The 25,309-nt window shown below is 72.3% G+C and carries 17 protein-coding genes and 3 pseudogenes; 11 read left to right on the top strand and 9 right to left on the bottom strand.

Going from position 1 to position 25,309, the window contains the following annotated elements:
- The 3 genes from EBH09_RS38025 to EBH09_RS30230 all read left to right on the top strand — a co-directional run.
- Positions 1–4,206, top strand: a 4,206-nt coding sequence (locus tag EBH09_RS38025) for an HAD-IIIC family phosphatase (protein ID WP_121750071.1), incomplete at its 5' end; no start/stop codon positions are given.
- A complete protein-coding gene (locus EBH09_RS30235) occupies positions 4,203–6,713 on the top strand; it encodes a thioester reductase domain-containing protein (protein WP_121750070.1) in 2,511 nt (836 codons plus the stop codon). The genes EBH09_RS38025 and EBH09_RS30235, both read left to right, overlap by 4 nt.
- Positions 6,710–7,870 (top strand): alpha/beta fold hydrolase, encoded by a 1,161-nt coding sequence (locus tag EBH09_RS30230; protein ID WP_121750069.1) that lies wholly within the window; start codon positions 6,710–6,712, stop codon positions 7,868–7,870. Before EBH09_RS30235 ends, EBH09_RS30230 begins: the two co-directional genes overlap by 4 nt.
- Here EBH09_RS30230 and EBH09_RS30225 read toward each other — a convergent pair.
- Positions 7,842–8,288, bottom strand: coding sequence for a hypothetical protein (locus EBH09_RS30225; RefSeq protein ID WP_121750068.1), 447 nt, complete (start codon positions 8,286–8,288; stop codon positions 7,842–7,844). The genes EBH09_RS30230 and EBH09_RS30225 overlap by 29 nt on opposite strands.
- Positions 8,289–8,506: 218 nt before the next feature.
- Here EBH09_RS30225 and EBH09_RS30220 point away from each other — a divergent pair, with 218 nt between their 5' ends.
- From EBH09_RS30220 to narI, 6 genes are all read left to right on the top strand, one after another.
- Entirely contained in the window at positions 8,507–9,370 is an 864-nt protein-coding gene (locus EBH09_RS30220; protein ID WP_121750067.1) for a helix-turn-helix transcriptional regulator, read from the top strand.
- Positions 9,371–9,458: 88 nt separating this feature from the next.
- Positions 9,459–10,274 (top strand): SAM-dependent methyltransferase, encoded by an 816-nt coding sequence (locus EBH09_RS30215; protein WP_121750066.1) that lies wholly within the window; start codon positions 9,459–9,461, stop codon positions 10,272–10,274.
- Between the two features lie 111 nt (positions 10,275–10,385).
- Positions 10,386–14,081: a nitrate reductase subunit alpha gene (locus EBH09_RS30210; RefSeq protein ID WP_121750065.1), complete on the top strand. Its 3,696-nt coding sequence runs from the start codon at positions 10,386–10,388 to the stop codon at positions 14,079–14,081.
- Positions 14,081–15,676, top strand: coding sequence for a nitrate reductase subunit beta (gene narH, locus EBH09_RS30205; RefSeq protein WP_121750064.1), 1,596 nt, complete (start codon positions 14,081–14,083; stop codon positions 15,674–15,676). Before EBH09_RS30210 ends, narH begins: the two co-directional genes overlap by 1 nt.
- 4 nt (positions 15,677–15,680) lie before the next feature.
- A complete protein-coding gene (gene narJ / locus EBH09_RS30200) occupies positions 15,681–16,175 on the top strand; it encodes a nitrate reductase molybdenum cofactor assembly chaperone (RefSeq protein ID WP_121750063.1) in 495 nt (164 codons plus the stop codon).
- A complete protein-coding gene (gene narI / locus EBH09_RS30195) occupies positions 16,172–16,894 on the top strand; it encodes a respiratory nitrate reductase subunit gamma (RefSeq protein WP_121750062.1) in 723 nt (240 codons plus the stop codon). The genes narJ and narI overlap by 4 nt, the downstream gene beginning before the upstream one ends.
- Before the next feature lie 7 nt (positions 16,895–16,901).
- Here narI and EBH09_RS30190 read toward each other — a convergent pair whose 3' ends face one another.
- From EBH09_RS30190 to EBH09_RS30165, 6 genes and pseudogenes are all read right to left on the bottom strand, one after another.
- The gene (locus EBH09_RS30190) at positions 16,902–17,327 is read right to left on the bottom strand and encodes an OsmC family protein (RefSeq protein ID WP_114530804.1); all 426 of its coding nucleotides are present in this window, start codon (positions 17,325–17,327) and stop codon (positions 16,902–16,904) included.
- An 86-nt stretch (positions 17,328–17,413) separates the two neighbouring features.
- Positions 17,414–17,777: pseudogene (locus EBH09_RS30185) on the bottom strand (hypothetical protein); the annotation flags it as partial.
- Positions 17,770–17,901 (bottom strand): annotated as a pseudogene (locus tag EBH09_RS30180) (AAA family ATPase); the annotation flags it as partial. The pseudogenes EBH09_RS30185 and EBH09_RS30180, both read right to left, overlap by 8 nt.
- A gap of 117 nt (positions 17,902–18,018) precedes the next feature.
- Entirely contained in the window at positions 18,019–19,449 is a 1,431-nt protein-coding gene (locus EBH09_RS30175) for an amino acid permease (RefSeq protein ID WP_121750061.1), read from the bottom strand.
- Between the two features lie 84 nt (positions 19,450–19,533).
- Positions 19,534–21,675: a phage holin family protein gene (locus EBH09_RS30170; protein ID WP_121750060.1), complete on the bottom strand. Its 2,142-nt coding sequence runs from the start codon at positions 21,673–21,675 to the stop codon at positions 19,534–19,536.
- Between the two features lie 106 nt (positions 21,676–21,781).
- Positions 21,782–22,183, bottom strand: a complete 402-nt coding sequence (locus EBH09_RS30165; RefSeq protein WP_121750059.1) for a hypothetical protein — start codon at positions 22,181–22,183, stop codon at positions 21,782–21,784.
- 83 nt (positions 22,184–22,266) lie between these two features.
- Here EBH09_RS30165 and EBH09_RS30160 point away from each other — a divergent pair, with 83 nt between their 5' ends.
- Positions 22,267–23,040 (top strand): MBL fold metallo-hydrolase, encoded by a 774-nt coding sequence (locus EBH09_RS30160; RefSeq protein WP_193776611.1) that lies wholly within the window; start codon positions 22,267–22,269, stop codon positions 23,038–23,040.
- Positions 23,037–23,663 (top strand): VTT domain-containing protein, encoded by a 627-nt coding sequence (locus EBH09_RS30155; protein ID WP_121750058.1) that lies wholly within the window; start codon positions 23,037–23,039, stop codon positions 23,661–23,663. Before EBH09_RS30160 ends, EBH09_RS30155 begins: the two co-directional genes overlap by 4 nt.
- 32 nt (positions 23,664–23,695) lie before the next feature.
- Here the strand turns inward: EBH09_RS30155 and EBH09_RS30150 are convergent, their stop codons facing one another.
- Positions 23,696–24,793 (bottom strand): MBL fold metallo-hydrolase, encoded by a 1,098-nt coding sequence (locus tag EBH09_RS30150; protein WP_121750057.1) that lies wholly within the window; start codon positions 24,791–24,793, stop codon positions 23,696–23,698.
- Positions 24,790–25,309, bottom strand: a pseudogene (locus tag EBH09_RS39380) (pyridoxal phosphate-dependent aminotransferase); the annotation flags it as partial. The pseudogene EBH09_RS39380 and the gene EBH09_RS30150, both read right to left, overlap by 4 nt.

Genomic DNA, 25,309 nt, shown 5'->3' with positions numbered 1-25,309 from the left:
GCCGACGTCCGCGACACCGTCCACGTCGGCTCCGTCAAGTCCAACCTCGGACACCCGGAGGCGGCCTCGGGCATCGCCCAGCTCACCAAGGTGGTCCTCCAGCTCCAGCACGGCCGGGTCGCGCCGCTCGTCGAGGTCGGCGCGCCCAATCCGCGTCTGGGCCTCAAGGGTTCGTCCCTCCGGCTCGCCGACCGGCTTACGGACTGGGCGCCGCGCGGCGCCGCACGTCGCCGCGCCCTCGTCAACTCCGTGGCCGCCGGCGGCAGCCACGTCAGCCTCGTAGTCGAGGAACCGCCGGTGACCGCCCGCGCCGACCGGAGCGCCTCCGACTTCTCGCCCCAGGTCGTCCTGGTGTCCGCGCGGACTCCCGAGCGCCTGCGCGCGGCGGTACGCCGTCTGCGCGCTTTCCTCGAGGGCGACGACACGGCGAGCCTTGCGGACATCGCCTACACGTCCCAGCTCCGCCGGGAGCACCTGCCCGAGCGGCTCGCCCTGGTCGTCGCCGACCGCGAGCAGCTCGCGCACGCCCTCGAACAACACCTGGCCGGCGGGGCGGCCGCCACCGCGGGCGGCGCGACCTCGCATCGCGGCAACGCCGACGGGAACGCCGGACCGCTGACCACCGTCCTGACCGGCGCCCGGGGGGACGCCTTCCTCGCCGGCCTCGTCGAGGACCACGTCCTGGACGAACTGGCCGAGCTGTGGGTGCGCGGTGTGCGGGTGCCGTGGCACGGTCTCCACGCCGGACAGCGCCGCATGGCACCGCTCCCGTCGACCGCGTTCGAACCGGGCAGCTACTGGCTCGGCCGCGCACCCCGGCTGCCCGCGACGGCCCTCGCGGCCGAGACCGCGCCGCCCACGGCGCCCCGCGACCTCGCCGCGTCCGCCGGCGCCGACGCCTATGCCGACGCCGACCACACCAGGGCCGGAGCCCGGGCCGACGTCCCCCCGGCCGGGGATGCCGGCCACCGGACGCGGGTGATGGCCCGGATACGGCACCATGTCGCGGATCTGCTGGGCTTCGACACCGACCAGCTGAACGTCTCCACCCCGCTCACCAGCCTCGGTATCGACTCGGTGACCGCCATGCGCGCCCAGGGTCTGGTGGAGGCCGACTTCGGACGGGTGCTGCCGGTGGCGGCGCTGCTCGGCGGGGCGAGTGTCATGGACGTCGTCGACCAGATCCTCGACAGCCGGACCGGCACGGAGACGGCCGGCGAACCGCTCGCGGCGGAGAAGGGAACCGGCCGGGGAGGCTTCGAGCCGCTCCCGGTGCCGGGCGCCGACGGAACCGTACGGTACCCGGCGACCCGTGACGTCATACGGTTGTTGCGCACGGAGCAGCTGGGCACACCGGGAGTCGCCCACAACATCGGCTCCGCCGTGCGGCTCGTCACTCCGGTCAGCCGGGAGCGGCTGACCGGGCTGCTGGGCAACCTCGCCGCCCGGCACGCGGCCTTGCGGACGGCGATCGTCGCGGACCCGGAGCACGGCGTCCAGCTGGAGGTCGGGCGGAGCCTGCCCGGAACACTGCTGCGATGGTCGCCCGTCGACGAGGGCACGGACCCGGACCAGCGACTGCGCGAGCTGCTGGAACCACCGTTCGAACTCGCCCTTGCGCCGTTGTGGAGGTTCGAGCTGCTGGAGTACCCGTCGGGTGGTCAGGTACTGCTCTACGGCGCGCACCACGCGGTGTCCGATCTGTCCTCGCTCGCGCTGGTGGCGGCGGAGATCGGTGCGGAACTCACCGGTGAGCAACTGTCGTCCGCGCCCTCCCTGGACGACATCGCCGGTCTGATGCGGGCACAGCCGGCGCGTCGGGAAACGGACGGCCCAAAGGCCTCGGCTGCGCAGCCGCGCGAGTGGTTCTCCGGGGTCCGCAGGCTGGATCTGACCCTCGCGAATCCGCGCCCCGCGACCCGGTCGTACCGTGCGGCGACCGAACTCGTAGAGGTCCCCGAGGGCCTCTCGGAGCGGGTCGGAACCGAGGCAGGACGGCTCGGGATCACCCCGGCGGCCTTCTGGCTGGGCACGCTGACCATGTTCCTCGCCCGTCTGCGGGACCGCAGCCGGTTCGTGCTGGCGGTTCCGGTGGACACCAGGATGCACGCGGAAGCGCTCGACGCGGTCGGGTTCTTCGGCGTTCCGATACCGTTCCCCGCCGAGGCCTCCCCGGGCGAGTCGGTGGCCGAGGTGCTGCGCCGGACCGACGACCGTCTGGGCGTGCATCTCGAGAAGGGCATTTCCTTCTCGGACACCATGTCCACGCTGGTGGCGGAGGGGCTGTACCGCGAGGGTGCACCACTGGTCGAGGTGTATTTCAACTACCTTCCACCGCGCGGCCTGAAACTGCCGGGACTGGAGATGCTCCCCGCGGGCACCGGCCACTCCGACCTCGATCTGATGATCAGTGTGTCTCCGGACCTGGGTCACATGCGACTCGACCACAACCTGGACATCCTCGACGGCGCCAGCTGCGCCCGGTTCGGCCGGGACTTCCTCGACCTGATCGCCGAGGTGACCGGCGGGGCGGGCAAGGGCACGGTGGACGCTCTCCCGGTGCGTCGGACGGCGGGGCCGCCCGTATCCCCGTCATGTACGCCGGCACCGCGGTCCGTCGCCGTGGCCGCCACCTTCGCCCTGGGCGACCTGTCCGCGCTGCTCGGTATCGCTCTCGAGGGCACGGGACTCACCGTCGCCGAAGGCCCGTACCACCAGGTTCTGGCCGCCGTGCACGACCCGTCCGGCGTTCTCTCCGATCCGTCGACCGCGGCATCCCTCATCCTGCTGCGCGCCGCCGACCTGGGGCGTTACGGCGACATCAGCGACGAGTCGCTGGCCGAACTGGGCGAGGAGTACCCGGCAGCCCTGCGCTCGTTGGCCGAACGCACGGGGATGCCGGTGATCGTCGGATTTCTTCCCGCCCGGTCGACCGCGGAGCGGCTCCGTGACTGGGAGGAGCAGGTGAGGTCCCGGCTACGTGACCGGGCCGGCATCGCGGTCCTGGGGCCGGAGAGCTTCAGCGGCGACGACTTCGCCGACCCGTTCGACGCCGAGACGGACGCGCTGGCGCACCTGCCGTTCAGGACGGAGTTCCAGGCCGCGGTGGCGCTTGCCCTCGCCGATCTGGTGCGGGCCTCCCGCCGCACCCCGCCCAAGGTGATCGCGGTGGACGCCGACGACACGCTCTGGGACGGTGTGGCGGCGGAGGACGGGCCGGAGCATGTCGGCCTCCTGGGGGGCCGTGCCCGGCTTGCCCGCCGGCTGCTGCAGTGGCGTGCCGCAGGTGTCCTGCTGGTGCTGGTCTCCAACAACGACGAGGCCACCGTACGTGCCGTACTCGACCGGCCCGACAGTCTGCTGCGCGCTGAGCACTTCAGTGTGATCTCCGCCGGCTGGACACCGAAGCCCGTGCGTCTCAAAGCGGTCGCCGATGAACTGGGGCTCGGCCTGGACACGTTCATGTTCCTCGACGACAACCCGGCCGAGATCGCCAGGATGAGGGCAGCCCTGCCCGAGGTGCTCTGCGTGACCTGCCCGCCGGGAGAGGGTCTGCCGGACTTCCTGACCAGGCTCTGGCCGATCGCCCCGCGTGCGGCGACACAGGAGGACGCCGCACGGGCGGACTTCTACCGGCAGGACAAGAAGCGCGCGGAAGCACGTTCCCGGACCACCTTCGCCGGCTTCCTGGAGCGGCTGAACCTGGAAATGGACTTTCGGCCCCTCGCTACCGACACGAAGGAACGTTCCGTCCAACTGGCCCGGCGTACCAACCAGTTCAATCTGCGCCCCTCGACGGTGGGCGAGGCGGAGCTGACGCGCTGGCAGCAGGAGGGCGAGGTCTGGACCGTACGGGCGCGGGACAGGTTCGGCGACTACGGGCTGATCGCCGTCGTCGTGGTCCGTGCCGACGGCGAGACGCTCGACGTCCCCGGCTGGATGATGAGTTGCCGGGTGCTCGGCCGCGGTGCCGAGGAGCGGGTACTCGGCTGGCTGGCGGACCGAGCCGAAGCCTTGGGCTGCCCGACCGTGCGCCTGAGCGCCGAGCGTACCCCCCGCAATGTGCCCGTACGCCGCCTGGTGGCCGCCTTGGGCGGCGGAGACCCGGAGGCACCGCGCCTGGAGGCACTGGTCCCCGTGGACCGCCTCCGGCACTTCCGTTCGTGGGACGCCACAACAGACGAGACCGTGGAGGCAACCGCATGAAACCCACCACCGATACGGGTGGCGAGGTACCGGCCCGCGATCACGACGCGGACCGCCAGTACGAGGGCGAGTTGATCGAGAACGGTCCGCGCGGGTCCGCCGCGATCGCCGGTCTGCTGGCGCGATTTCAGCCGTCGGCCCCACGACCGCGGCCGGTGGACAGCGCCGACGACGCCGAGGGCCCGGCCAACGGCACGCCGGCCTGGGGTCTCGAACAGCTTGCCAGGGCCATCGTCTCGAAGGCGGCCGCGCTGCTGGACGTCAAGGAGATCGACACCGAGACCGACCTCTTCGACGCCGGTGCCACCTCGGTGGACGCCGTTCGGCTCGTCGCCGTGCTCGACCGGGAACTGAACGTCAGGCTCAGCCTGGACGACGTCTTCGCCGACGCCAGGCCCCGGCGCCTCGCCCAACGCTGGCTGGGCAGTCCGACGCAGCGCGCTCTGCCCGAGGCGTCTACGGCCACCAAGGCTCTTGAGCTCCCGGCAGCCTCCGCCCCGGCCACCACCGCTCCGGCAGTCACCGCGACAGCCGCCACCAGGCCGACCGCCACCACGACGGCATCGCCGAGCACCGACCTCACGCCGACCGATCCCGTCGCGCCGGACGGCACACTCCCCGCGCTCGACGACCACGCCGAGGACCTGGCCCTCATCATGGCCGACCTCGCGCGGGCGGACCGGCTCCCCTGGTGCGGCGACCCGGAACCGGTCCCGCCCCGCCGTGTCCTGCTGACCGGAGCCACCGGCTTTCTGGGCGGCCACATGCTGCTCGACCTGCTGCGGCACAGCGACGCACATGTCGTCTGCCTGGTGCGCGGGGACGGCGTGCAGGACGCGGAACGGCGCCTCGCCAAGGCCCTCGCCGGCTTCTCCCTCCCCTGGTCGGCCGAGATCCGACGGCGGGTCACGGTCCTTCCCGGGGACCTGCGGCGGCCCCGACTCGGACTGTCTGACGAACAGTGGGAACTGCTGGCGAACGACATCGACTCGGTCGTCAGCGTGGCGGCGGCCGTGGACTTCCTGCGCGGCTATCCGTCGCTGCGCCGGACCAATGTCCTCGGCGTCCTGTCCCTCGCCGAACTCGCGATGACCGGACGGCCCAAACCGCTGCATCACATCTCGTCGATCGCCGTGTTCAACGAGATCGGCATCGCCTCGATGGGCGAGGACGATCCGGTGGCACACGTGGACCGGCTGACGGCGGGGTACGACAAGTCGAAGTGGGCGGCCGAGGCAGCGCTCAGGCGAGCCCGCGACCGTGGTCTGAAGGCGACCTTCCTGCGCCCTGGCGGCATCGTCGGCCACACCCGCACCGGCGCCTACAACCCGCACGACATCAACACGGGCCTCTTCTCCGCCATCTCCCGTTACCGCGTCGCGCCCAAGATCAACTACTCGAACTCGGCTCCGGTGGACTGGGTGAGCCGGGTCGCGACCGCTGTGATCAACCAGCCGAGCGGCTGGGGCCAGAACTACCACCTCACCGGGCGGCCGGACACGCTCACCGAGATGGTCCGCGATCAGGAACTCGGCGGGCTGAACGTGCGGGTGATGCCGTGGGACGTCTGGCTCAAGGACTTCCTGGAGCGCTGCGAGACCGATCAGGTCCCCGAACTGGAATTCATGGCACGGGTGCTGCGCAATCCCGCCGGCCAGAAGATCGTCGAGGCGAGCGTCTCAGCCCCGATGGCGACCGGGGAACGGACCGAGGCCTTCGTCGCCCGGCACAAACTGCCACCGCCCGCCCGCTACGACGCGCAGGCACGGCTGAAGAGCTACGAGCGAATGGCCCGGGACGGGCTGGTGATCCTGCCCAGCCGTGACGACCCGCCGCACCTGTGGTTCCGGGAGACCATGCGTGGCAAAGTGGGCCCGGTCGACGCCGAGCCCGACACTCGCTGCGCCTTCGCGCTGACCCTGTCGATCGCCAGCATGTACCAACTCGTGCGGCACCGCACCATCGACGTGCGCGGCACGGTCTCCTGTCCCTCGCTGCACGCGGACCCGCTGACCGTCGACGACGGCGAGATCTGGGTCCGGCCCCACGAGGGGGTACCTCACCACCACAGCCTGGACCACCCCCTGCTGCGTTACCGCCTGGCCCTGCGCGACTCCGACGGAAACGGCTGGTGGCTGGAGGGCTGGAAGACGGCCCGGGCCCGCTTCGACCTCCTGAAGCAGGCACGCACACTCACCGTCCGCGCCGGCCGCGAGGGCGAACCGGCGAGCCTGGCCGGGACGTTGAGAGTGCCCAAGAAGTCCTACAAGCGAGAGCAGATCGACGGTATCCGGGTCAATCCGAACCTGTCGATGCGGGAGCAGCGGATCGCCAAGCTCGCCTGGCTGACGTGGTTCAGCACCCAGCTGGGCCAAGGTCTGCTGGAGCCCACGCTGCGCGCCGGCGCCGAAATGCTCGACCTGCGCCCGGACGCCATCGACCTCGACAAGGACAGGTACCAGGCCAAGCTCAAGAAGTGGGAAAAGGACAGGAAGCAACTTCGATGACACCACGACCGCTCTTCGCCCCGCTGGACCGCGTCACCGTCGAGCAGATCCCGTTCCGTGCGTCCGACGGCACGGAACTCGGCCTGTGCCGACTGTCCGCCAACTCCCCCACCGATCGGGACGGCACCGACCGTCCCGCGGTCCTGCTCCTGCACGGTCTCACGGCCTCGGCCGACATGTTCGTCCTCCCCGAGACCCGCAACCTCGTGGACGCCCTGCTCAGCGCGGGTTACGAGCCGTGGCTGCTGGACTGGCGGGGCAGTTGCCGCCTGCCGCACAACGAGGGCCGCGTCCGGTACACGTTCGACGATGTGGCGCTCTATGACATCCCGGACGCCGTGTCGTACATCCGCGACCGGATCGGCCGGCGACAGCTGTTCGCGGTCGCCCACTGTCTCGGAGCACTGTCGCTGTCGCTGAGCATGACGGGAGGCCTGGTGCCGGGCCTCGCCGGCGTGGTGGCGCAGGGGGTGTTCATGACGCCGAAGTATTCCGCGAGGTCCCGGCTGCTCGGCCACCTCGGCGGCGAGTGGGGCCGCTCCCGTTGGACCCACCTCCCGGTGGACTTCACCAAGGTGGGCTTCCGCTCGCGCTACACGCCGATGTTCGCGCTGGCTTCCCTCTCGGCCGGCGACTGCGACGACCCCACCTGCCACATCCTGCACAACTCCGCCTGGGGTACCGGCGCGTCACTCTACGTCCACGAGAACCTGCACGAGACGACCCACAACCGGCTTGCCGAACTGTTCGGTGCGGCGCCCACCTGGATAGGGCCGCACCTGCGGCGCATGGAACTGGCCCACACGGCGATGCCCTGGAACACGGCCGGCCAGGGCTACGACCGACTGCCGGAGAACGCCCTGGACAGCGCGGACCGCATCGACTGTCCGGTCCTGCTGCTCTCCGGCAGTGACAACAAGACCTTCCACGATTCGAACGAGCTCTGCTACGACGTCCTGTCCAGCCGCTACCCGGACCTCGACGTTCGCTACGTCGAGATTCCGGGCTACGGCCACGTCGACCCCTTCATCGGTCGCGGCGCCGCCCTTGACGTGTTCGGCCACATCATCGATTTCCTCGACGAGCGATCTGCCGCACCGTCCCGAGCGGGCGTTCATGCCGGCCGGGTCAGCGAGGGGAGCCGCTCCTCGCGATGACGCCGGGCGAAGACCCGTTCAGCGCCGCGTACTGCAGCAGCGCGAACCCGGCGACGGTGAGGGCCTGGAGCACCGTCCACACCGCGCCCGCCGTGGTGGGCGTCAGCCACAGGCCGAGGGCGACGAAACTGACCGCCGCCCAGGCGAGGTTGGCGTCCACGACGGCCCGCACCCCGAGGGCCGGCGGCCGGGGACGCGCCGCCAGCAGGGCCACGCACCCGGCGTACACCGCGAGGAACGCGCCGAGGCCGAGCAGCAGCCCCGAACCGGCGCCGAGGAAGCGGCCCAGCGGCCCGGAGAACGCGAGGTAGGCGAGCGCGTTGGTACCGGTCACCACCGCGTCGAGGGCGAGGAAGCGGCGCAGCGTCAGCTGCGATGCGGCGGTGCGGGCGAGTGCGGCCGGCTGGTTCGTGGTCATGACGAGTCACCCTCCGTCGGGTCGGGACAGCGCTGCGTGGAGCCGGGTGCCGGACCGGAGTGCGCCGGACCGGTACCCGGTGACTCCACGCTCCCGTGCCGGCCGCGCCCGGTCGATTACCCGGCAGGTAATGACGTTGATCCACGACCACCCCTGTGAGACCGGCGGCGGGACATGACAGACTGCGGTGGGACTTGGGCGCGTTGGGGAGGCGTGGCGTGAGTGAGCGGCGGGCCGCGGCCACCGTGGGCCAGGTGGTCCTGGGCAGAAGGCTGCAGGAACTCCGGGAGACGGCGGGCCTCAAACGCGAGGAGGCCGCCAAGGTGCTCCGGGTGGCCGCGGCGACCGTGCGGCGCATGGAAACGGCCGAGGTCGCCCTGAAAATACCGTACGTCCAGATCCTGCTGACGGCGTACGGGGTGCCCGCGGACGAGGTCTCGGCGTTCGTGGCGCTGGCCGAGGAGGCGAACGAGCCGGGCTGGTGGCAGCGGTACCACGACGTGCTGCCCGACTGGTTCAGCATGTACGTGAGCCTGGAGGGCGCGGCACGGATCGTCCGCTCCTACGAGCCGCACTTCATACCAGGGCTGTTGCAGACCGAGGACTACGCACGCTCGGTCCTGGAAGCCGGGACGATCGGCAACGCGGGCCGGGACGCCGTCGAGCGGCACGTGTCGCTGCGGATGGAGCGGCAGCGGCTGCTGGAGGGCGCGGACCCGCCACACCTGTGGGTGGTCATGGACGAGACGGTGCTGCGGCGCCCGGTGAGCATCGACGGCCGGGTGATGCGCGACCAGCTGGACAAGCTGCTGGAGCTCTCGACGCGGGACCGGGTGACGTTGCAGGTCGCCGAGTTCGAGGACGGGCCGCACCCCGGGACGTACGCGCCGTTCACGCTCTTCCGGTTCGCGGAGCCGGAGCTGCCCGACATGGTCTTCACCGAGTATCTGACCGGTGCCCTGTACCTGGACTCCCGCGCCGAGGTCTCGGCCCACCTGGAGGTCCTGGACCACATGACGGCACGTGCCGCCTCGACCCAGCGCACCGAGAAGGTCCTGCGCGAGTACCGCGAGAACTTCTGACCCGGCGGCCCGGACACATCAGGTCCGAGCACATCAGGCCCGAGCACGGCAGGCACCAGCCCACCCGGCCCAGAGGAGACGACACCGTATGACCGGATCCGACGCCACCCCCGCTCCCCTCGACACCGGCCGGCCGCACCCGGCCCGCGTCTACGACTGGTGGCTGGGCGGCAAGGACAACTACCCGGTGGACGAGGAGCTGGCCCGCAGGATCCTCGCGGCGGACGGCACGGCGGTGCGCGGGGCGCGCGCCAACCGCCGGTTCATGCACCGGGCCGTCCGCACGCTCGCCGAGGCCGGGATCCGCCAGTTCCTGGACATCGGCACCGGCATCCCCACCGAGCCGAACCTGCACCAGGTGGCTCAGGCGGTGGCGCCCGAGGCGCGGGTCGTCTACGCCGACAACGACCCGATCGTGCTCAGGCACGCCGAGGCGCTGCTGCACGGCTCGGCGGAGGGATCCACCGAGTACGTCCACGCCGACGTGCGCGATCCGGACCGGATCCTGCGGCTGGCGGGCGAGTCCCTGGACTTCGGCCGGCCGGTCGCCCTGTCCCTGGTGGCGCTGACGCACTACCTCGGCGACGCGGTCGACGGCGACGACGTGCACGGTCTGCTGGGGCGGTACGTCGATGCCCTCGCGCCCGGCAGCTACCTGGTCCTGTCGCAGGTCACGCCCGATCTCAACCCCGAGGCGGTGGGCAAGGCCGCCGGTCTGTTCACTCGCAGCGGCACGCCGTTCCACCCGCGCTCGCTGACCGAGTTCGCGCGCTTCTTCGACGGCCTGGAGCTGCTGGGCCCGGGCGTCATCCCGGTCACCGGGTGGCGGCCGGACCCGGAGGACGTGGCGGCCCAGGCGGAGGGCATCGTGCCGGTGTACGCGGGGGTGGCGCGCAAGGTCTGACGGGCCTCCGAGCCGTCCGCCTCCTGACCCGTACGGGCCCCGCGAACGGGTGCGCTCCCGCGCCCGCCCCTAGGTTCGATAGCCAGGGCCCGGTCGATCAAGGGAGCGCACGTGACCGACACGCGGACACCGCCCACCGAGCCGGGCGCTGCGCTGCTGCGTGCGGGACGGTTCTTCCGGCCCGGCACCGCAGCACCCGACCTGCACAGCATCGGGCTGGTCGGCGGCCGGGAGGCGGACGCCTTCTACCGGGACCGCTGGAGCCACGACAAGGTCGTGACCTCCACGCACGGCGTGAACTGCACCGGCTCCTGCCGCTGGAACGTGTTCGTCAAGGACGGCATCATCACCTGGGAGACCCAGGCGACGGACTATCCGTCGGCCGGCCCGGACCGCCCCGAGTACGAGCCGCGCGGCTGCCCGAGGGGCGCGGCGTTCTCCTGGTACACGTACTCGCCGACCCGCGTGCGCTACCCGTACGTGCGCGGGGTGCTCCTCGAGATGTACCGGGAGGCGAAGGCGCGGCTGTCGGATCCGGTGCTGGCCTGGGCCGACATCCAGAACGACCCGGAGCGCCGGCGTCGCTACCAGCGGGCGCGGGGCAAGGGCGGCCTGGTGCGGGCGACCTGGGACGAGGCCGTCGAGATGGTCGCCGCGGCCCATGTCCACACCATCCGCACCCAGGGCCCGGACCGTATCGCGGGCTTCTCCCCCATCCCCGCGATGTCGATGGTGTCGCACGCGGCGGGAGCCCGCTTCCACTCCCTCATCGGCGCCCCGATGCTGTCGTTCTACGACTGGTACGCCGACCTGCCCGTGGCGTCCCCGCAGGTCTTCGGCGACCAGACGGACGTGCCGGAGTCGGGCGACTGGTGGGACGCGGCGTACCTGATCATGTGGGGGTCGAACGTCCCGGTGACCCGCACGCCGGACGCGCACTGGATGGCGGAGGCCCGCTACCGGGGCCAGAAGGTCGTGGTGGTCTCCCCCGACTACGCCGACAACACCAAGTTCGCCGACCAGTGGCTGCACCCGCACCCGGGCACGGACGGCGCGCTGGCCCTGGCGATGGGGCACGTGGTGCTCAAGGAGTTCTTCGTCGACCGCGTCACCCCCTTCTTCGACGACTACGTGCGGCGCTTCACCGACCTGCCGTTCCTGGTGACGCTGACCGAGCGGGACGGGGCGTACGTCCCGGCGAAGTTCCTGCGCGCGGCCGACCTGGGGCAGGAGGGCGAGGACGCCCGTTGGAAGACGGTCGTGCTGGACGAGGCGTCGGGCCGCGCGGTCGTCCCCAACGGCTCGCTGGGCTTCCGCTGGAACGAGGCGGACCGGGGGAAGTGGAACCTCGACCTCGGTGACGTACGGCCCCGGCTGAGCCTGCACGGCCACGAGATGGCGTCGGGCGTCGAGGTGCTGCTCCCCCGCTTCGACACCGAGGGCGGCACGCACGCGCAGGGCCGCGGCGAGGTCGTCACGCGGGGCGTGCCCGCGACGCGGCTGGGCGGGGCGACCGGGCCCCTGGTGACCACGGTGTTCGACCTGCTGCTGGCGCAGTACGGCGTGGCGCGGCCGGGGGCGCCGGGCGACTGGCCGGAATCGTATGAGGACGCGGACGCCCCCGGCACTCCCGCCTGGCAGGAGACGCACACCTCGGTACCGGCCGCGGCCTGTGTGCGGATCGCCCGGGAGTTCGCGCGGACCGCCGAGCGCTCCAAGGGCCGCTGCATGATCCTGATGGGCGCGGGCACCAACCACTGGTTCCACTCCGAGACGATCTACCGCGCCTTCCTGGCGCTGCTCCAGCTGACCGGCTGCCAGGGCCGCAACGGCGGTGGCTGGGCGCACTACGTGGGCCAGGAGAAGTGCCGTCCGGTGACCGGCTGGGCGTCACTGGCCGCGGCCTCGGACTGGTCGCGCCCGCCGCGCCAGATGATCGGCACCGCGTACTGGTACCTCAACACCGACCAGTGGCGCTACGACCGGTTCGGCGCCGACGTGCTGGCCTCCCCGCTGGGCGAGGGACGGCTGGCGGGCATGACGGGCGCGGACTGCCTGGCTCTGTCGGCGCGTACGGGGTGGATGCCGTCGTACCCGACCTTCGACCGCAGCCCGCTGGAGCTGGGCGAGACGTTCGGCGACCCGGTGGCGAACGCGGTGGCCGAACTGCGGGCGGGGACACTGAAGTTCGCCTGCGAGGATCCGGACGCGCCCGAGAACTGGCCGCGGATCCTGACCCTGTGGCGGGCCAACCTGCTCGGCTCGTCGGCGAAGGGCGCCGAGTACTTCACCAAGCACCTGCTGGGCACCCACTCCTCGCTGCGCGCCGAGGAGGCCGCGCCGGGCGAGCGGCCCCGGGACGTGGTGTGGCACGACGAGGCGCCCGAGGGGAAGCTCGACCTGCTGCTGTCGCTGGACTTCCGGCACACCTCGTCCACGCTGCTGTCCGACGTGGTGCTGCCCGCCGCGACCTGGTACGAGAAGCACGACCTGTCCAGCACGGACATGCACCCCTACGTGCACGCCTTCTCCCCGGCCGTGGACCCGCCGTGGCAGACGCGGACCGACTTCGACACGTTCAAGGTGCTGGCGGAGAAGCTGAGCGAGCTGGCCGCCGGTCATCTCGGCGTGCGCAGGGACCTGGTGGCGGCGCCGCTCCAGCACGACACCCCGGGCGAGATCGCCCAGCCGGGCGGGGTCGTACGGGACTGGCGGCGCGGGGAGTGTGCTCCGGAGCCGGGGAAGACCCTGCCGAACCTCGTCGTCGTGGAGCGGGACTACACGGCGGTCGGCGCGAAGTTCGCGGCGCTGGGCCCACTGGTGGAGGCCAAGGGCCTGCCCGCCAAGGGCATCACCCTGAAGCCGGACGAGGAGGTCGACCGGCTGCGGCGGATGAACGGCGCGGTGCGCGGCGGCCCGGCCGACGGGCGTCCGGCGCTGGACACGGCGGTGAAGGCCGCCAACACCATCCTGGCCCTCTCCGGCACGACCAACGGGCGCCTGGCCGTCCAGGGCTTCCACACGCTGGAGGCGAAGACCGGGCAGCGGATGGCCCACCTGGCCGCGGAGCACGAGGGCAAGCGGATCACGTACGCGGACACCCAGGCGGCGCCCGTGCCGGTGATCACCTCGCCGGAGTGGTCGGGCAGCGAGGCCGGCGGACGCCGGTACACGGCGTTCACGCTGAACACCGAGCACCTCAAACCCTGGCACACCCTCACCGGCCGCCAGCACTTCTTCCTCGACCACGACTGGATGCACGAGCTGGGCGAGGCGCTGCCGGTGTACCGGCCGCCGCTGGACATGAGCCGGCTGTTCGGCGAGCCGCAGCTCGGCCCCGGCGGACACCGGGAGGTGACGGTCCGCTACCTCACCCCGCACAACAAGTGGTCCATCCACTCCGAGTACCAGGACAACCTGTTCATGCTGGCGCTGTCCCGGGGCGGCCAGACCATCTGGATGTCGACACCGGACGCGGAGGCGATCGGGGTCGCCGACGACGACTGGATCGAGGCGGTCAACCGCAACGGCGTGGTCGTGGCACGCGCGATCGTCTCGCACCGGATGCCGGCCGGCACGGTCTACATGCACCACGCGCAGGAGCGCACGGTCAACGTGCCGCTCGCGGAGACGACCGGCAAACGCGGCGGCATCCACAATTCCCTCACCCGCCTGATCCTCAAACCGACCCATCTCATCGGCGGCTACGCCCAGTTGTCGTGGGCGTTCAACTACCTGGGCCCGACCGGGAACCAGCGTGACGAGGTGACGGTCGTCCGGCGCCGCTCTCAGGAGGTCGAGTACTGATGCGCCCGATGGCCCAGGTCGCCATGGTCATGAACCTCGACAAGTGCATCGGCTGCCACACCTGCTCGGTCACCTGCAAGCAGGCGTGGACCAACCGGCGGGGCATGGAGTACGTCTGGTTCAACAACGTCGAGACCCGCCCCGGCCAGGGCTACCCCCGCCGCTACGAGGACCAGGAGAGATGGCGGGGCGGCTGGGAACTGAACCGGCGGGGCGCGCTGAAGCTCAAGGCGGGCGGCCGGTTCAAGAAGCTCGCCGGGATCTTCTCCAACCCGAGGCTCCCGGAGATCAAGGACTACTACGAGCCCTGGACGTACGACTACAAGAACCTCACCGACGCCCCGCTCGGCAGCGACTACCCCGTCGCCCGGCCCGTCTCCCAGCTCGACGGCAAGCCGATGAAGATCGGCTGGTCCTCGAACTGGGACGACGACCTCGGCGGCGCCCCCGCCTACGGCGACCTGGACCCGATGGTGGAGCGCACCCGTCAACAGGCCTCGGAGAAGGTGCGGTTCGCCTACGAAGAGACGTTCATGTTCTACCTGCCGCGCATCTGCGAGCACTGTCTCAACCCGTCGTGCGTGGCGTCGTGCCCGTCCGGGGCGATGTACAAGCGCTCGGAGGACGGCATCGTCCTGGTCGACCAGGACCGCTGCCGGGGCTGGCGGATGTGCGTGACCGGATGCCCGTACAAGAAGGTGTACTTCAACCACCGAACCGGCAAGGCCGAGAAGTGCACCTTCTGCTACCCGCGCATCGAGGTGGGCCAGCCGACGGTCTGCTCGGAGACCTGCGTGGGACGGCTCAGGTATCTGGGGGTCGTGCTGTACGACGCCGACAGGGTGACCGAGGCGGCCTCCACGCCCGACGAACAGGAGCTGTACGAGGCACAGTTGGGTGTTCTCCTGGACCCCGAGGACCCCGCGGTGCGGCGGGCCGCGGAGGAGGCGGGGATCCCCTTCGACTGGATCGAGGCGGCTCGGCGCTCCCCCGTGCACGCGCTGGTCAGCAGGTACCGGGTGGCACTGCCGCTGCATCCGGAGTACCGCACCATGCCGATGGTCTGGTACATCCCGCCGCTGTCGCCGGTGGTGGACGCGCTGACGGAGACCGGGCACGACGGCGAGGACCCTGGCAACCTGTTCGGCGCGATCGACACGCTGCGGATCCCGCTGGAGTACCTGGCGGAGGTGTTCACGGCGGGAGAAGTCGGCCCCGTGCGGGCGTCGTTGGAGAAGCTGGCGGCGATGCGCTCCCACATGCGGGCGATCAACCTCGGCGAGGATCCCGACCCGGCCGTCTGCGCGGGCGTCGGCATGCGTGCCCAGGAGATCGAGGACATGTACCGGCTGCTGGCGATCGCCAAGTACGAGGAGCGGTACGTGATCCCGACGGCGGCCGTCGGGGACGCGCACCGGCTGGAGGCGTCGGCCCTCCCGGACACGTGCAGCCTGGACACGGACGGCGGCCCCGGCATGGGCGGCGACGGACCGTTCGGCCAGGACTCGGGACGCAAGAGGCTGCCGCTGGTGCCGGTGGAGAACTTCCACATCCTGCGCAGGCGGCAGACCGCGGACGACGAGAGGGAGGTCTGATCCGATGTCCGGCTTCGAGGTGCTGTACCAGGCGGCGGCGCTCTGTCTGACGTATCCCGACGACGACTTCCGCGCCCGGCTGCCGCTGCTGCGCGAGGCGGCACCGCAACTGCGCGGCTTCACCGACCACGCGGCGGTGACCGAGCAGGGCGAACTCCAGGCCCACTACGTGGAGGTCTTCGACTTCAAGAACCGGCACAGCCTGTACCTGAGCTGGTGGACCGACGGCGACACCCGCAACCGGGGGATGTCGCTGGTCCGCTTCAAGGAGCTGTACCGGGCGCACGGACTGGAGTTCACCGACGAGGAGTTGCCCGACTTCCTGCCGGCGGTGCTGGAGTTCGCGTCCCGCACCGGGAACATCGGCATGCTCACCGAGCACCGCGAAGCGCTGCACCAGCTCCGCTCCCGGCTGACCGCCTTCGGCACGCCCTACGCGTGCGTCCTGGACGCCGTGTGTGCCACCCTGCCGCCCGCACCCACCGGAGCCCGCCCGTGACCGTCCTCCTCTGGGGCGTGCTGCCCTACGCCGCGTTCGCCCTGCTGGTCGCCGGTCTGGTCTGGCGGCACCGCTACGACCGCTTCGGCTGGACGACGCGGTCCTCGCAGGTCTACGAGTCCAAGCTGCTGAACATCGCCTCGCCCGTGTTCCACTACGGCATCCTGTTCGTACTGGTCGGCCATCTCGTCGGGCTGTTCGTCCCCGAGTCGTGGACGAACGCGGTGGGCGTGAGCGAGCACGCGTACCACCTGCTGTCGCTGTACGGCGGCACGGCGGCCGGGGTGCTGGCGGTCGCCGGCATCCTGATCCTCATCTACCGGCGGCGCACCAACGCGCCCGTGTTCCGGGCGACGACCGCCAACGACAAGGTCATGTACGTCTTCCTGCTGGGCGCGATCGTCCTCGGCATGGTGGCCAAGCTCGCGCACTCCTCCGGCACCGGCTACGACTACCGGCGCACCATCGCGCCGTGGTCGCGCGGCCTGTTCACCCTCCAGCCGAAGACGGAGCTGATGGTGGGCGTGCCGGTGCTGTACCAGGTGCACGCGGTGATCGGGATGGTGCTGATCGCGCTGGTGCCCTACACCCGGCTGGTGCACATGTTCAGCGCGCCGGTGCGGTACCTGGTCCGGCCCTACGTGGTCTACCGGTCGCGCGACCCCAGGCAGCTGGGGCCGCGCCCGGACCGGCGGGGCTGGGAGCGCGCGGGCTCCTAGTCCCCGGCTAGGCCAGCTTCGCCGTGAGGGTGATGGTCGTACCGGTCAGGGCCTGGCTGACCGGGCAGTTCTTCTTGGCGTCCTCGGCGGCGGCGGTGAACGCCTCCTCGTCGAGGCCGGGGACGGTGCCCTCCACGGTGAGGTGGATGCCCTTGATGCCCTCACCGGGCTGGAAGGTGACGTCGGCGGAGGTGGTGAGCTTGGTGGGCGGGGTGCCGGCGCCGGCCAGGCCGTGCGACAGCGCCATGGAGAAGCAGCTGGAGTGGGCGGCGGCGATCAGCTCTTCCGGGCTGGTCTTGCCGTTCGCCTGCTCGGCGCGCGACGGCCACGACACCGGCTGCTCGCCGATGCCGGACGAGTCGAAGGTGACGACACCGCTGCCCTCGAGCAGGTTGCCTTCCCAGACGGTGTGTGCGGAGCGCGTGGTTGCCACGGCGGGTCCTCTCGAATTCTCTTGCTGTACCTGGGCGGTGGGAGCCCGGCGGCCGGGTTCCCACCCCCATCCGATCACACTCCGGCTCAGCTCACGCGGAACACCGGTCCCCGGGCGGTGAACGGCAGCCGCGCCCCCTGCGGAATCAGGTAGGCGTGCTCGCGCCGCACCCGCAGTACGTCGCACCAGCCGTCGGTGATGACGAGGACCGGCGCGGCGGGCGGGAAGCCGTCGGCGCGCAGCAGCAGGTCGACGCCGGGCTGGGAGCACCGTGCCGCCACGGCCGTGCACCCGCACCCGGCCGGCGATGTCCGTCACCGGCAGGTATCCGGCGTCGTGCGGTGCCGCGTCGCAGAACACCACCCGGGCGGCGGGCACGTCCCGGGCCCCGGCGTAGGAGGCGATGGCGCCGAGCGCCTTGCCGAGCAGGGTGCGGTCCATCGAGCCGGATGCCGAGCAGGCTCACGCACTCCAGGCCCAGCGAGTCGGCGAAGTGCCTCACCAGGGAGGACTTGCCGATGCCGGGTGCGCCCCACAGGAAGACCGGCCGCACGGTGGCGAGGCCGAGCAGCAGCTCCGGGAGACGGGCGGGAGTGACGGTGACGGCGGCCTGCGCGCAGGGGCCCCTCGGGCTGCTGTTCGAAGCGGACCCACACCAGTGTGGGCGGGTCGGGGCCCGTGCGCAGCCGATTCAAGGGGCGGTGGGCCCCTCCGTGCGAGGGGCGCCGGTCCCCTCCGCGCGCCGCCTGCGGGCCGCCATCACGGCGTAGACCAGCACGCCCGCGAACAGGAACAGCACGCCCTGGTACACCGCCGCGTAACCGGCGCCGGCGACCAGCCAGAGGGAGAAGGCGGCCGCGACCGCCGCGATCACCCCGTCCCGCACCAGCCGTGCCCGGTCGACCTTTACGCCCTGCCCGGAGACCAGGTGGAAGAGCTGCGCCGCGGTCGCCAGCAGGTACGGCACGGTCGCGGTGAAGGTGGTGACGAGCACGAGCACCTCGAAGACCTTCGCCGATCCGGACGTGTAGTTGTAGACCGTGAGGAGGGAGGCGAGGACGACGGTGACGCCGACGCCGACCGTGGGCACGCCGCGCCGCCTGCGCGCGAACGCGGCCGGGAAGAGGCCGTCCTTCGCGGCGGCGTACGGGGTCTGGGCGCTGAGCAGGGTCCAGCCGTTGAGGCAGCCGGTCATCGACACCAGGGCGGCCAGCGCGACCGCCCAGCCGCCCCAGGCGCCACCGAACATGGCGTTCACGGCGTCGGAGAAGGGCGCGGTGGAGGTCACCAGGCGGTCGTGCGAGACGGTGCCGAAGACGGAGAGCGTGCCCAGCAGGTAGACGAGGGCGGCGCCCGCGGTGCCGATGACCGTGGCCCGGCCGACCGTGCGCCGCGGGTCCTTCACCTCGCCCGCACTGACGGCGGCGGACTCCACGCCGAGGTAGGAGAAGAGCAGGATCGCGGCGGCGGCGGAGACCGCGCCGATGCCGCTGCCGCCACTCGCGTTGAACGGGCCGAGGTTGTCCGGGTCGAAGAAGAACAGCCCACCGACCGCGACGAGCAGCAGCGGCGCGAACTTCAGCACCGTGGACACCAGCTGGACGGCGCCCACGTAGCGGGTGCCGGCGAAGTTGGCGAGCGCCGGCAGCCACTGGATGACGAGCGCGGCCAGGCACGCGGTCCAGCGGTGGTCGTTCACCGGGATCAGGACGTCGAGGTAGCCGACGGCGGCGACGGCGAGCGCGGCGTTGGACACCCAGGTGGTGATCCAGTAGGCCCAGGCGGCGAGGAAGCCGGCGAAGTCGCCGAATGCCTCGCGGGCGTAGACGTAGGGACCGCCGGTGCGCGGGTCGCGGGCGGCGAGGCGGCCGAAGACCAGGGCGAGCGCGATGGCGCCGACGGTCAGGACACCGAAGGCGAGCAGGCTGACGGTGCCGAAGGGGGCGACAGAGGCCGGGAGCAGGAAGATGCCGCCGCCGATGATGTTGCCCATGACGAGGGCGGTGGCGACGGGGAGCCCGAAGCGGCGGGCGTGCCTGCCGTTGTCCGGTGCGGGAGCGGGGGCCGCGGGGGTCTCCTGCGACGCCGGAGCCGGTGGGGGGACGGTCCCGGTGACGTGCATGGGGTGGTGCGCCTCTCGTGGAACTGGTGCCCGGGATCGCCGGGGCGGCGCCCATGGTCGGGCACGGTCCGGCGCGGCTCCAAATCAGGCGCTTTTGTCCTGCACGACCCCGTCCGGGGCCGGAAAAGGTGCGCTGTCGACGACCCTGGACCGGGGATCCTCCACAGGCACCTGCGGGCCGTTCGACTCGCGCAGCCAGCGCCGCAGGACCCGGTGCACGTGCTCCGCGCCGACTATCTCCGCCCCTTCGGCGACCGGCGCGGACAGGACGACCGGAGACAGCAGGAAGGCCCGCGACTGGGCACCGCCGAGACCGCCGTGGGAGCCGATCTGCTCCTCGAAGGCGAGGACCTCGCCGTCGGCCGGGTCGTGGAAGGAGTTGACCATGATGTCGGCGGTGTGCGGGAAGGAATGCGTGCGGCGGACGGCGTCGGCGGCGCCGGGTCCGAAGGGCGCGAGCGGGCCGGGTTCCTCGTCGAGCCGGTCCAGGGGGATCTCCGCGCCGCGCGCGCCGAGCACGAGACCGCCGTGCTCGCTGTCGACCAGCAGGAAACCGACGCCGGGATGGTTGGCGAGGGTCGGCAGCAGGGCGGGGTGGCGTGCGTCGATCTCCTCCCGCGTCATCCGGTGAGGCACGTCCGGGAAGGAGACCAGGCCCAGGTTCCCGGAGGCCAGCACGATCGGCTCCGAGCGGCGGCCGGTGGGGGTGTCGGCGGGGCGCTGCTGCTCGGCGCCCTCCTCGACCGGCCGGTGCAGGGCGGCCCGTACGGTGTTGCGCGCCTCGGCGCCGCTGCGGGTGCGCTGGGCCCGGCGCGGCACGGGCAGTCCGCAGCCGGCCCGCACCAGGTCGCCGAGGGTGAGGCCGTAGCGGGCGCGGAAGGTCTCGCCGGGGCTCTGGCCGTGGTCGGACAGCACGACGATCCGGTACTTGCGGGGCGCGTGCTCGGCGACCTTCTCGATCAGCGCGAGGGACCGGTCGAGCCGCTGGAGGACCTTGGCGGCGTCCCGGCTGCCCGGCCCGGAGTGGTGCGCCACCTCGTCGTACGCCACCAGGTCGGCGTAGACGGCGGTGCGTCCGGCGAGCATGTCGCCCATCACGGCGGCGACCACGACGTCCCGTTCGACAACGGTCGCGAAGGCGCGGACGAGGGGGTAGAGGCCGCCGCGGGAGACGTGCGGGCGGACCTTGTGCACGCGCGCGAGGGTGGACTGGCCGATCTCGCGGCCCACCTCGGCGACGAAGGACAGCGCGGTGCGGACGGCGTTGGCCGGGTCGGAGAAGTAGGCGAAGTAGCCGGACCTCGACCGTGTCTCCCGGCTGCGGCGGCGGGTGGCGATGGAGAGCACGAGGGCCTGCTCGTCGGCGCCGCCGCCGAAGAGGTTGCCGCGGCTGGCGCCGTCGAAGCTGAGCAGTCCGCCGTCGCCGGTGTGCTTGACGGCGCGGTGCTGGAGTTGGGCGGCGCTGGTCGGGCGGTTGCAGACCACGACCTCGCCGCTGTCCTTCTCGAACCAGCGGAAGGCGGGGACGTCGTGGTTGGAGCCGTGCAGGATGCCGAGCTGGCTGGCGCCGGTCTGGCTGGACCAGTCGGTGCGCCACAGGGCGAGCCGGTGGGTCGCGGAGGCGCCGTCGCGGCCGAGCCAGCGGGCGACGGTGGGCATGGCGCCGCTGTCGGCGGCGGCCAGCAGGACGTCGTGGCCGACGCCGTCCAGTTGCAGGAAGAGGGTGCCGGGGCCGGACGGACAGGGCGGGCCGGATCTGCGGCGGCGGTCGGCGAGCCGGTAGAGCCGGCGCCGGTAGGCGTCGTCGTCGCGCACGGCCAGGGCACCGCCGGTGGCGGAGGCGACGGCGGACATGACGGCGGCCACCACGACCGCCGTCTCCGGGGCGACGCCGCCGCGCCCCGCCGGGTTCACGTCGATCGCGAGGAGCAGCAGCCCGCCGTTGAGGAAGAAGACCAGCAGCCCCAGAACCAGCGCCGGCACCAGGAGCAGCAGCCGGACCATCAGCGGCCACACCAGGGCGGACAGCAGACCGAAGGCGCCGGCGCCGACCGCGGCGGTCACGGCGATGTCGGTCGCGCTGTCGCCGTCGGGCGACTGGAGCCGGAAGTCCGGCAGGATCCCGGCGAGCACCAGCATGGTGAGGGTGGACACGGCCCACACCGCGACACTCCGCCCCACCTGACTGGCGACCCGGCGCCAACGCCCTCCACCCACGCTCCGCACACCTCACGTCCCGGCCCGCCGTCGGCACGGGCCTGCCCCACCCTGTCACAACGGTCCGGAGCACCCGTTTGTCCCCCCGGGTCCGGTTCACGCCCCCTGGCCGGGGTCAGCGGCCGTCGTACCCCGCCGTCGGCATCGACAGTCTGCGGTGGACGCACGCCTTCATTCCGGCGTCGTAGGACGGTTCGGCGTGGCCGACCGTCTCGATCCGGACGCCGCGCCGCGCGCACTCCGCGGTGAACTCCTCCACCGACGACAGCGCGCTCTCGAGCACCCGGCGGCTGGGCGCCACGAACAGGTCGTGCCCGGGGCGGACGCCGTCCCACAGGGCGCCGTGGTCGGGTCGCAGGCCGCGTACCAGCAGTTCTCTGGCGACGACGTATCCGTTCTCCGCGGCCCAGCGGGCGCACATGGCGTGCTGACTGCGGGAGTCGACCAGGAAGGGATCGTCGTCCAACTGCTCCAGCGGCGTCAGACTCGCGATCGCCGTCACCCGCACCAGCCCCATGGGGTCCCCCTCACCTCCCGTTTTCGCCGCCGACCCTACTCCTGGACGTAGGCTTCGGGGAGTCGCGCGAAGGAGGCAAAGAGGTGCCGGTGGAGCTCACGTGGTGGGGTCACGCCACCTGCACGGTCGAGGACTCGGACATCCGCGTGCTCACCGATCCTCTGTTCGTCCGCAGACTCGCCCATCTGCGCCGCAGACGGGGCGCGCTGCCGCCGTCGGACGCCTGGCGCGCGGACGTTGCGCTCGTCTCCCACCTGCACGCCGACCATCTGCATGTGCCGTCGCTCGCGCGGCTCGCGCCGGGCACGCGCCTGCTCGTGCCCCGGGGCGCACGACGGGCGGTGCCGGGACTGCGCCGGCTCGGGCACCTGGAGCTGACCGAGGTGGCGCCCGGTGACGAGGCGACCGTCGGGGACCTGCGGGTACGGGCGGTGCCGGCACGGCACGACGGGCGGCGGCTGCCCGTCGGACCGCACCGCTCCCCCGCGCTCGGCTATGTCGTCGAGGGTGAGGCACGGACGTACTTCGCCGGGGACACCGGTCTGTTCGACGGCATGGAGAAAGAGGTCGGGCCGGTCGACGCGGCACTGCTGCCGGTGGGCGGCTGGGGGCCGTACCTGGGCGCGGAGCACCTGGACGCGGGGCGGGCCGCCGAGGCGCTGGCCCGGCTGACGCCGCGCACGGCGGTGCCGGTGCACTACGGCACGTACTGGCCGATCGGGATGGATGCCGTGCGCCCCCACGAGTTCCACACGCCGGGTGACGAGTTCGTGCGCCTGTCGGCGCTGCGCGCGCCGGGGGTGGCGGTGCACCGGCTGGCGCACGGCGAGAGCGTGCGGGTGGAGGTCGCGCGGTGAACCGGCTGGGCGCCGCCGTGACGAGTATCCCGACCGAGCCGGCCCAGCAGGCGTTCGGCTATCCCTCGCTGTTCCTGCTGGTGCTGATCGGGGCGCTGGTGCCGGTGGTGCCGACGGGCGCGCTGGTGAGTTCGGCGGCCGTGGTCGCGATGCACCAGACCCTGCCGTTCTCGATGCTGGTGGTGTTCGCGACCGCGTCGCTGGCCGCGTTCTGCGGGGACATGGCGCTGTACTGGCTGGGGCGGCGGGGCGTCGGCTCGAAGAACGGCTCGCGCTGGCTGGAGGCGATCCGGTCCCGGGCGCCCGAGGACCGGCTGGAGCAGGCCCAGGACAAGCTCGCCGAGCACGATGTCGCGGTGCTCGTGCTGTCCCGGCTGGTGCCGGCGGGGCGGATACCGGTGATGCTGGCCTGTCTGCTGGCCGGGTGGCCACTGCGCCGGTTCGCCCGGGGCAACCTTCCGGCCTGCCTGGCCTGGGCGGTGACGTACCAGCTGATCGGCGTCCTGAGCGGCGCCCTGTTCAGCAAGCCGTGGGAGGGCGTGGCCGCGGCGATCGCACTGACGGTACTGGTCAGCGGGGCGCCGAGCGTGTGGCGGCGGTTGCGGGGGCCCGCGAAGGCGTAGGTCCCGCCCGGGCGCCGGGCGGCCGGCCCCGGTCACTCCAGCACGCGGGAGCCGCCGACCGGGAGGTCCCACAGGTGCTCCCGGGACAGGCCCGCCCGCTGCCAGGCGGCGCGCACGCGGGTGAGCGGTTCCAGTACCGGTTCCGCGGACAGGACGAAGGTGCCCCAGTGCATCGGCGCCATCCGGCGGGCACCCACGTCCTGGGCGGCCCGCACCGCCTCCTCCGGGTCGCAGTGCACGTCGCTCAGCCACCAGCGGGGATCGTAGGCCCCGATGGGGAGCAGGGCGAGGTCGATACCGGGGTAGCGGCGGCCGATACGGGTGAACCAGTGGCCGTACCCGGTGTCACCGGCGAAGTACACGCGCCGGCCGTCGGGGTCGGTGAGGACCCAGCCGCCCCACAGGGTGCGGCAGGTGTCGGTGAGGCTGCGCTTGGACCAGTGGTGGGCCGGTACGAAGTCGAGGCGGACACCGTCCAGTTCCGCGGCCTCCCACCAGTCCAGCTCGGTGACTCGGGTGAAGCGGCGGCGGTGGAACCAGCGGCCGAGCCCGGCCGGGGCGAAGACGGGGGTGTCGCGCGGGAGCCTGCGCAGGGTGGGGGCGTCCAGGTGGTCGTAGTGGTTGTGACTGATGACGACCGCGTCCACCCGGGGCAGGGCGCTCCAGGGGACGCCGACGGGGGTGACGCGGGCCGGGGTGCCGAGGATGCGGCGCGACCAGACCGGGTCGGTGAGGACGGTGAGCCCGCCGATGCGCACCACCCAACTGGCGTGTCCGGCCCAGGTGACGGCGACGGTGCGCGCGTCCACTCGGGGCAGCGGGCCGGGGGCGTAGGGCAGCCGGGGGATGTCGGCGAGCCCCTCGGGGCCGGGTCTCACCGCGCCCTCGCGGGCGAATCTGGCGAAGGCCTTCAGGCCGGGGAGCGGCGCGGTCAGCCGGTCGTGGAAGGTCCGCGGCCACACCCGGTGTTCGGCCATCGGCCGGGGCTCGGCGAGCGGCGGGTACGAGGGGGCCGAGGAGGACGTGGACGGCGGCGCGTCGAGGTCCTCGGTGTCCTCGGAGTACCCGGTGCTCCTGGTGTCCTCAGTGGGCGTGGACGTGCGCGTGGTCGACCGGGGCTGCTGCGTCATCGAGGGGGCTCCCATCGCTGAGCGTCGCGGAGATCGTCGAAGACCGACTTCAGACCGATCAACGCGCGTTGCACGTGTGGCAGTTCCAACGGGTCGGGGGTCGTGAGACATTCCGCGCGCCGCTCATCGGTGCCGCCGTCGAGCAGCGGGCCGGTGGCGAGCCGCACGCGCAGAGCCGCGAGGTCGTCGCCGAAGCGGTGGCCGCCGGGGGCGGGCATGCCGAGCCGGGCGGTGAGGAACTCCTCCAGTTCCTGGGCGTCGCCGACGCCCCGGGCGCCGAGCGCGTCGCGCAGCGGACCGAGGTCGGCGTAGAGGTGGCGGCCGGCCTGCGGGGGCCGGGCGGTGGCGCCCGCGGCGACGACGGCGGCGTGCACGGCGGCGGCCACGCGCGCGTGCAGGCGTACGGCGGCGGAGCGGCGGGCGGTGACCGGCTCGGGTTCGGCGAGCGCGTACCCGGCCGCGGCGGCGACGGGCGCGGCGACGTTGGCGCCGAGCGCGGTGAGCACGTCGAGCACG

The sequence above is a fragment of the Streptomyces sp. E2N166 genome, from assembly GCF_003671715.1.
GTDB lineage: Bacteria > Actinomycetota > Actinomycetes > Streptomycetales > Streptomycetaceae > Streptomyces > Streptomyces thinghirensis.
This window is presented reverse-complemented; position numbering and strand designations above follow the sequence as displayed.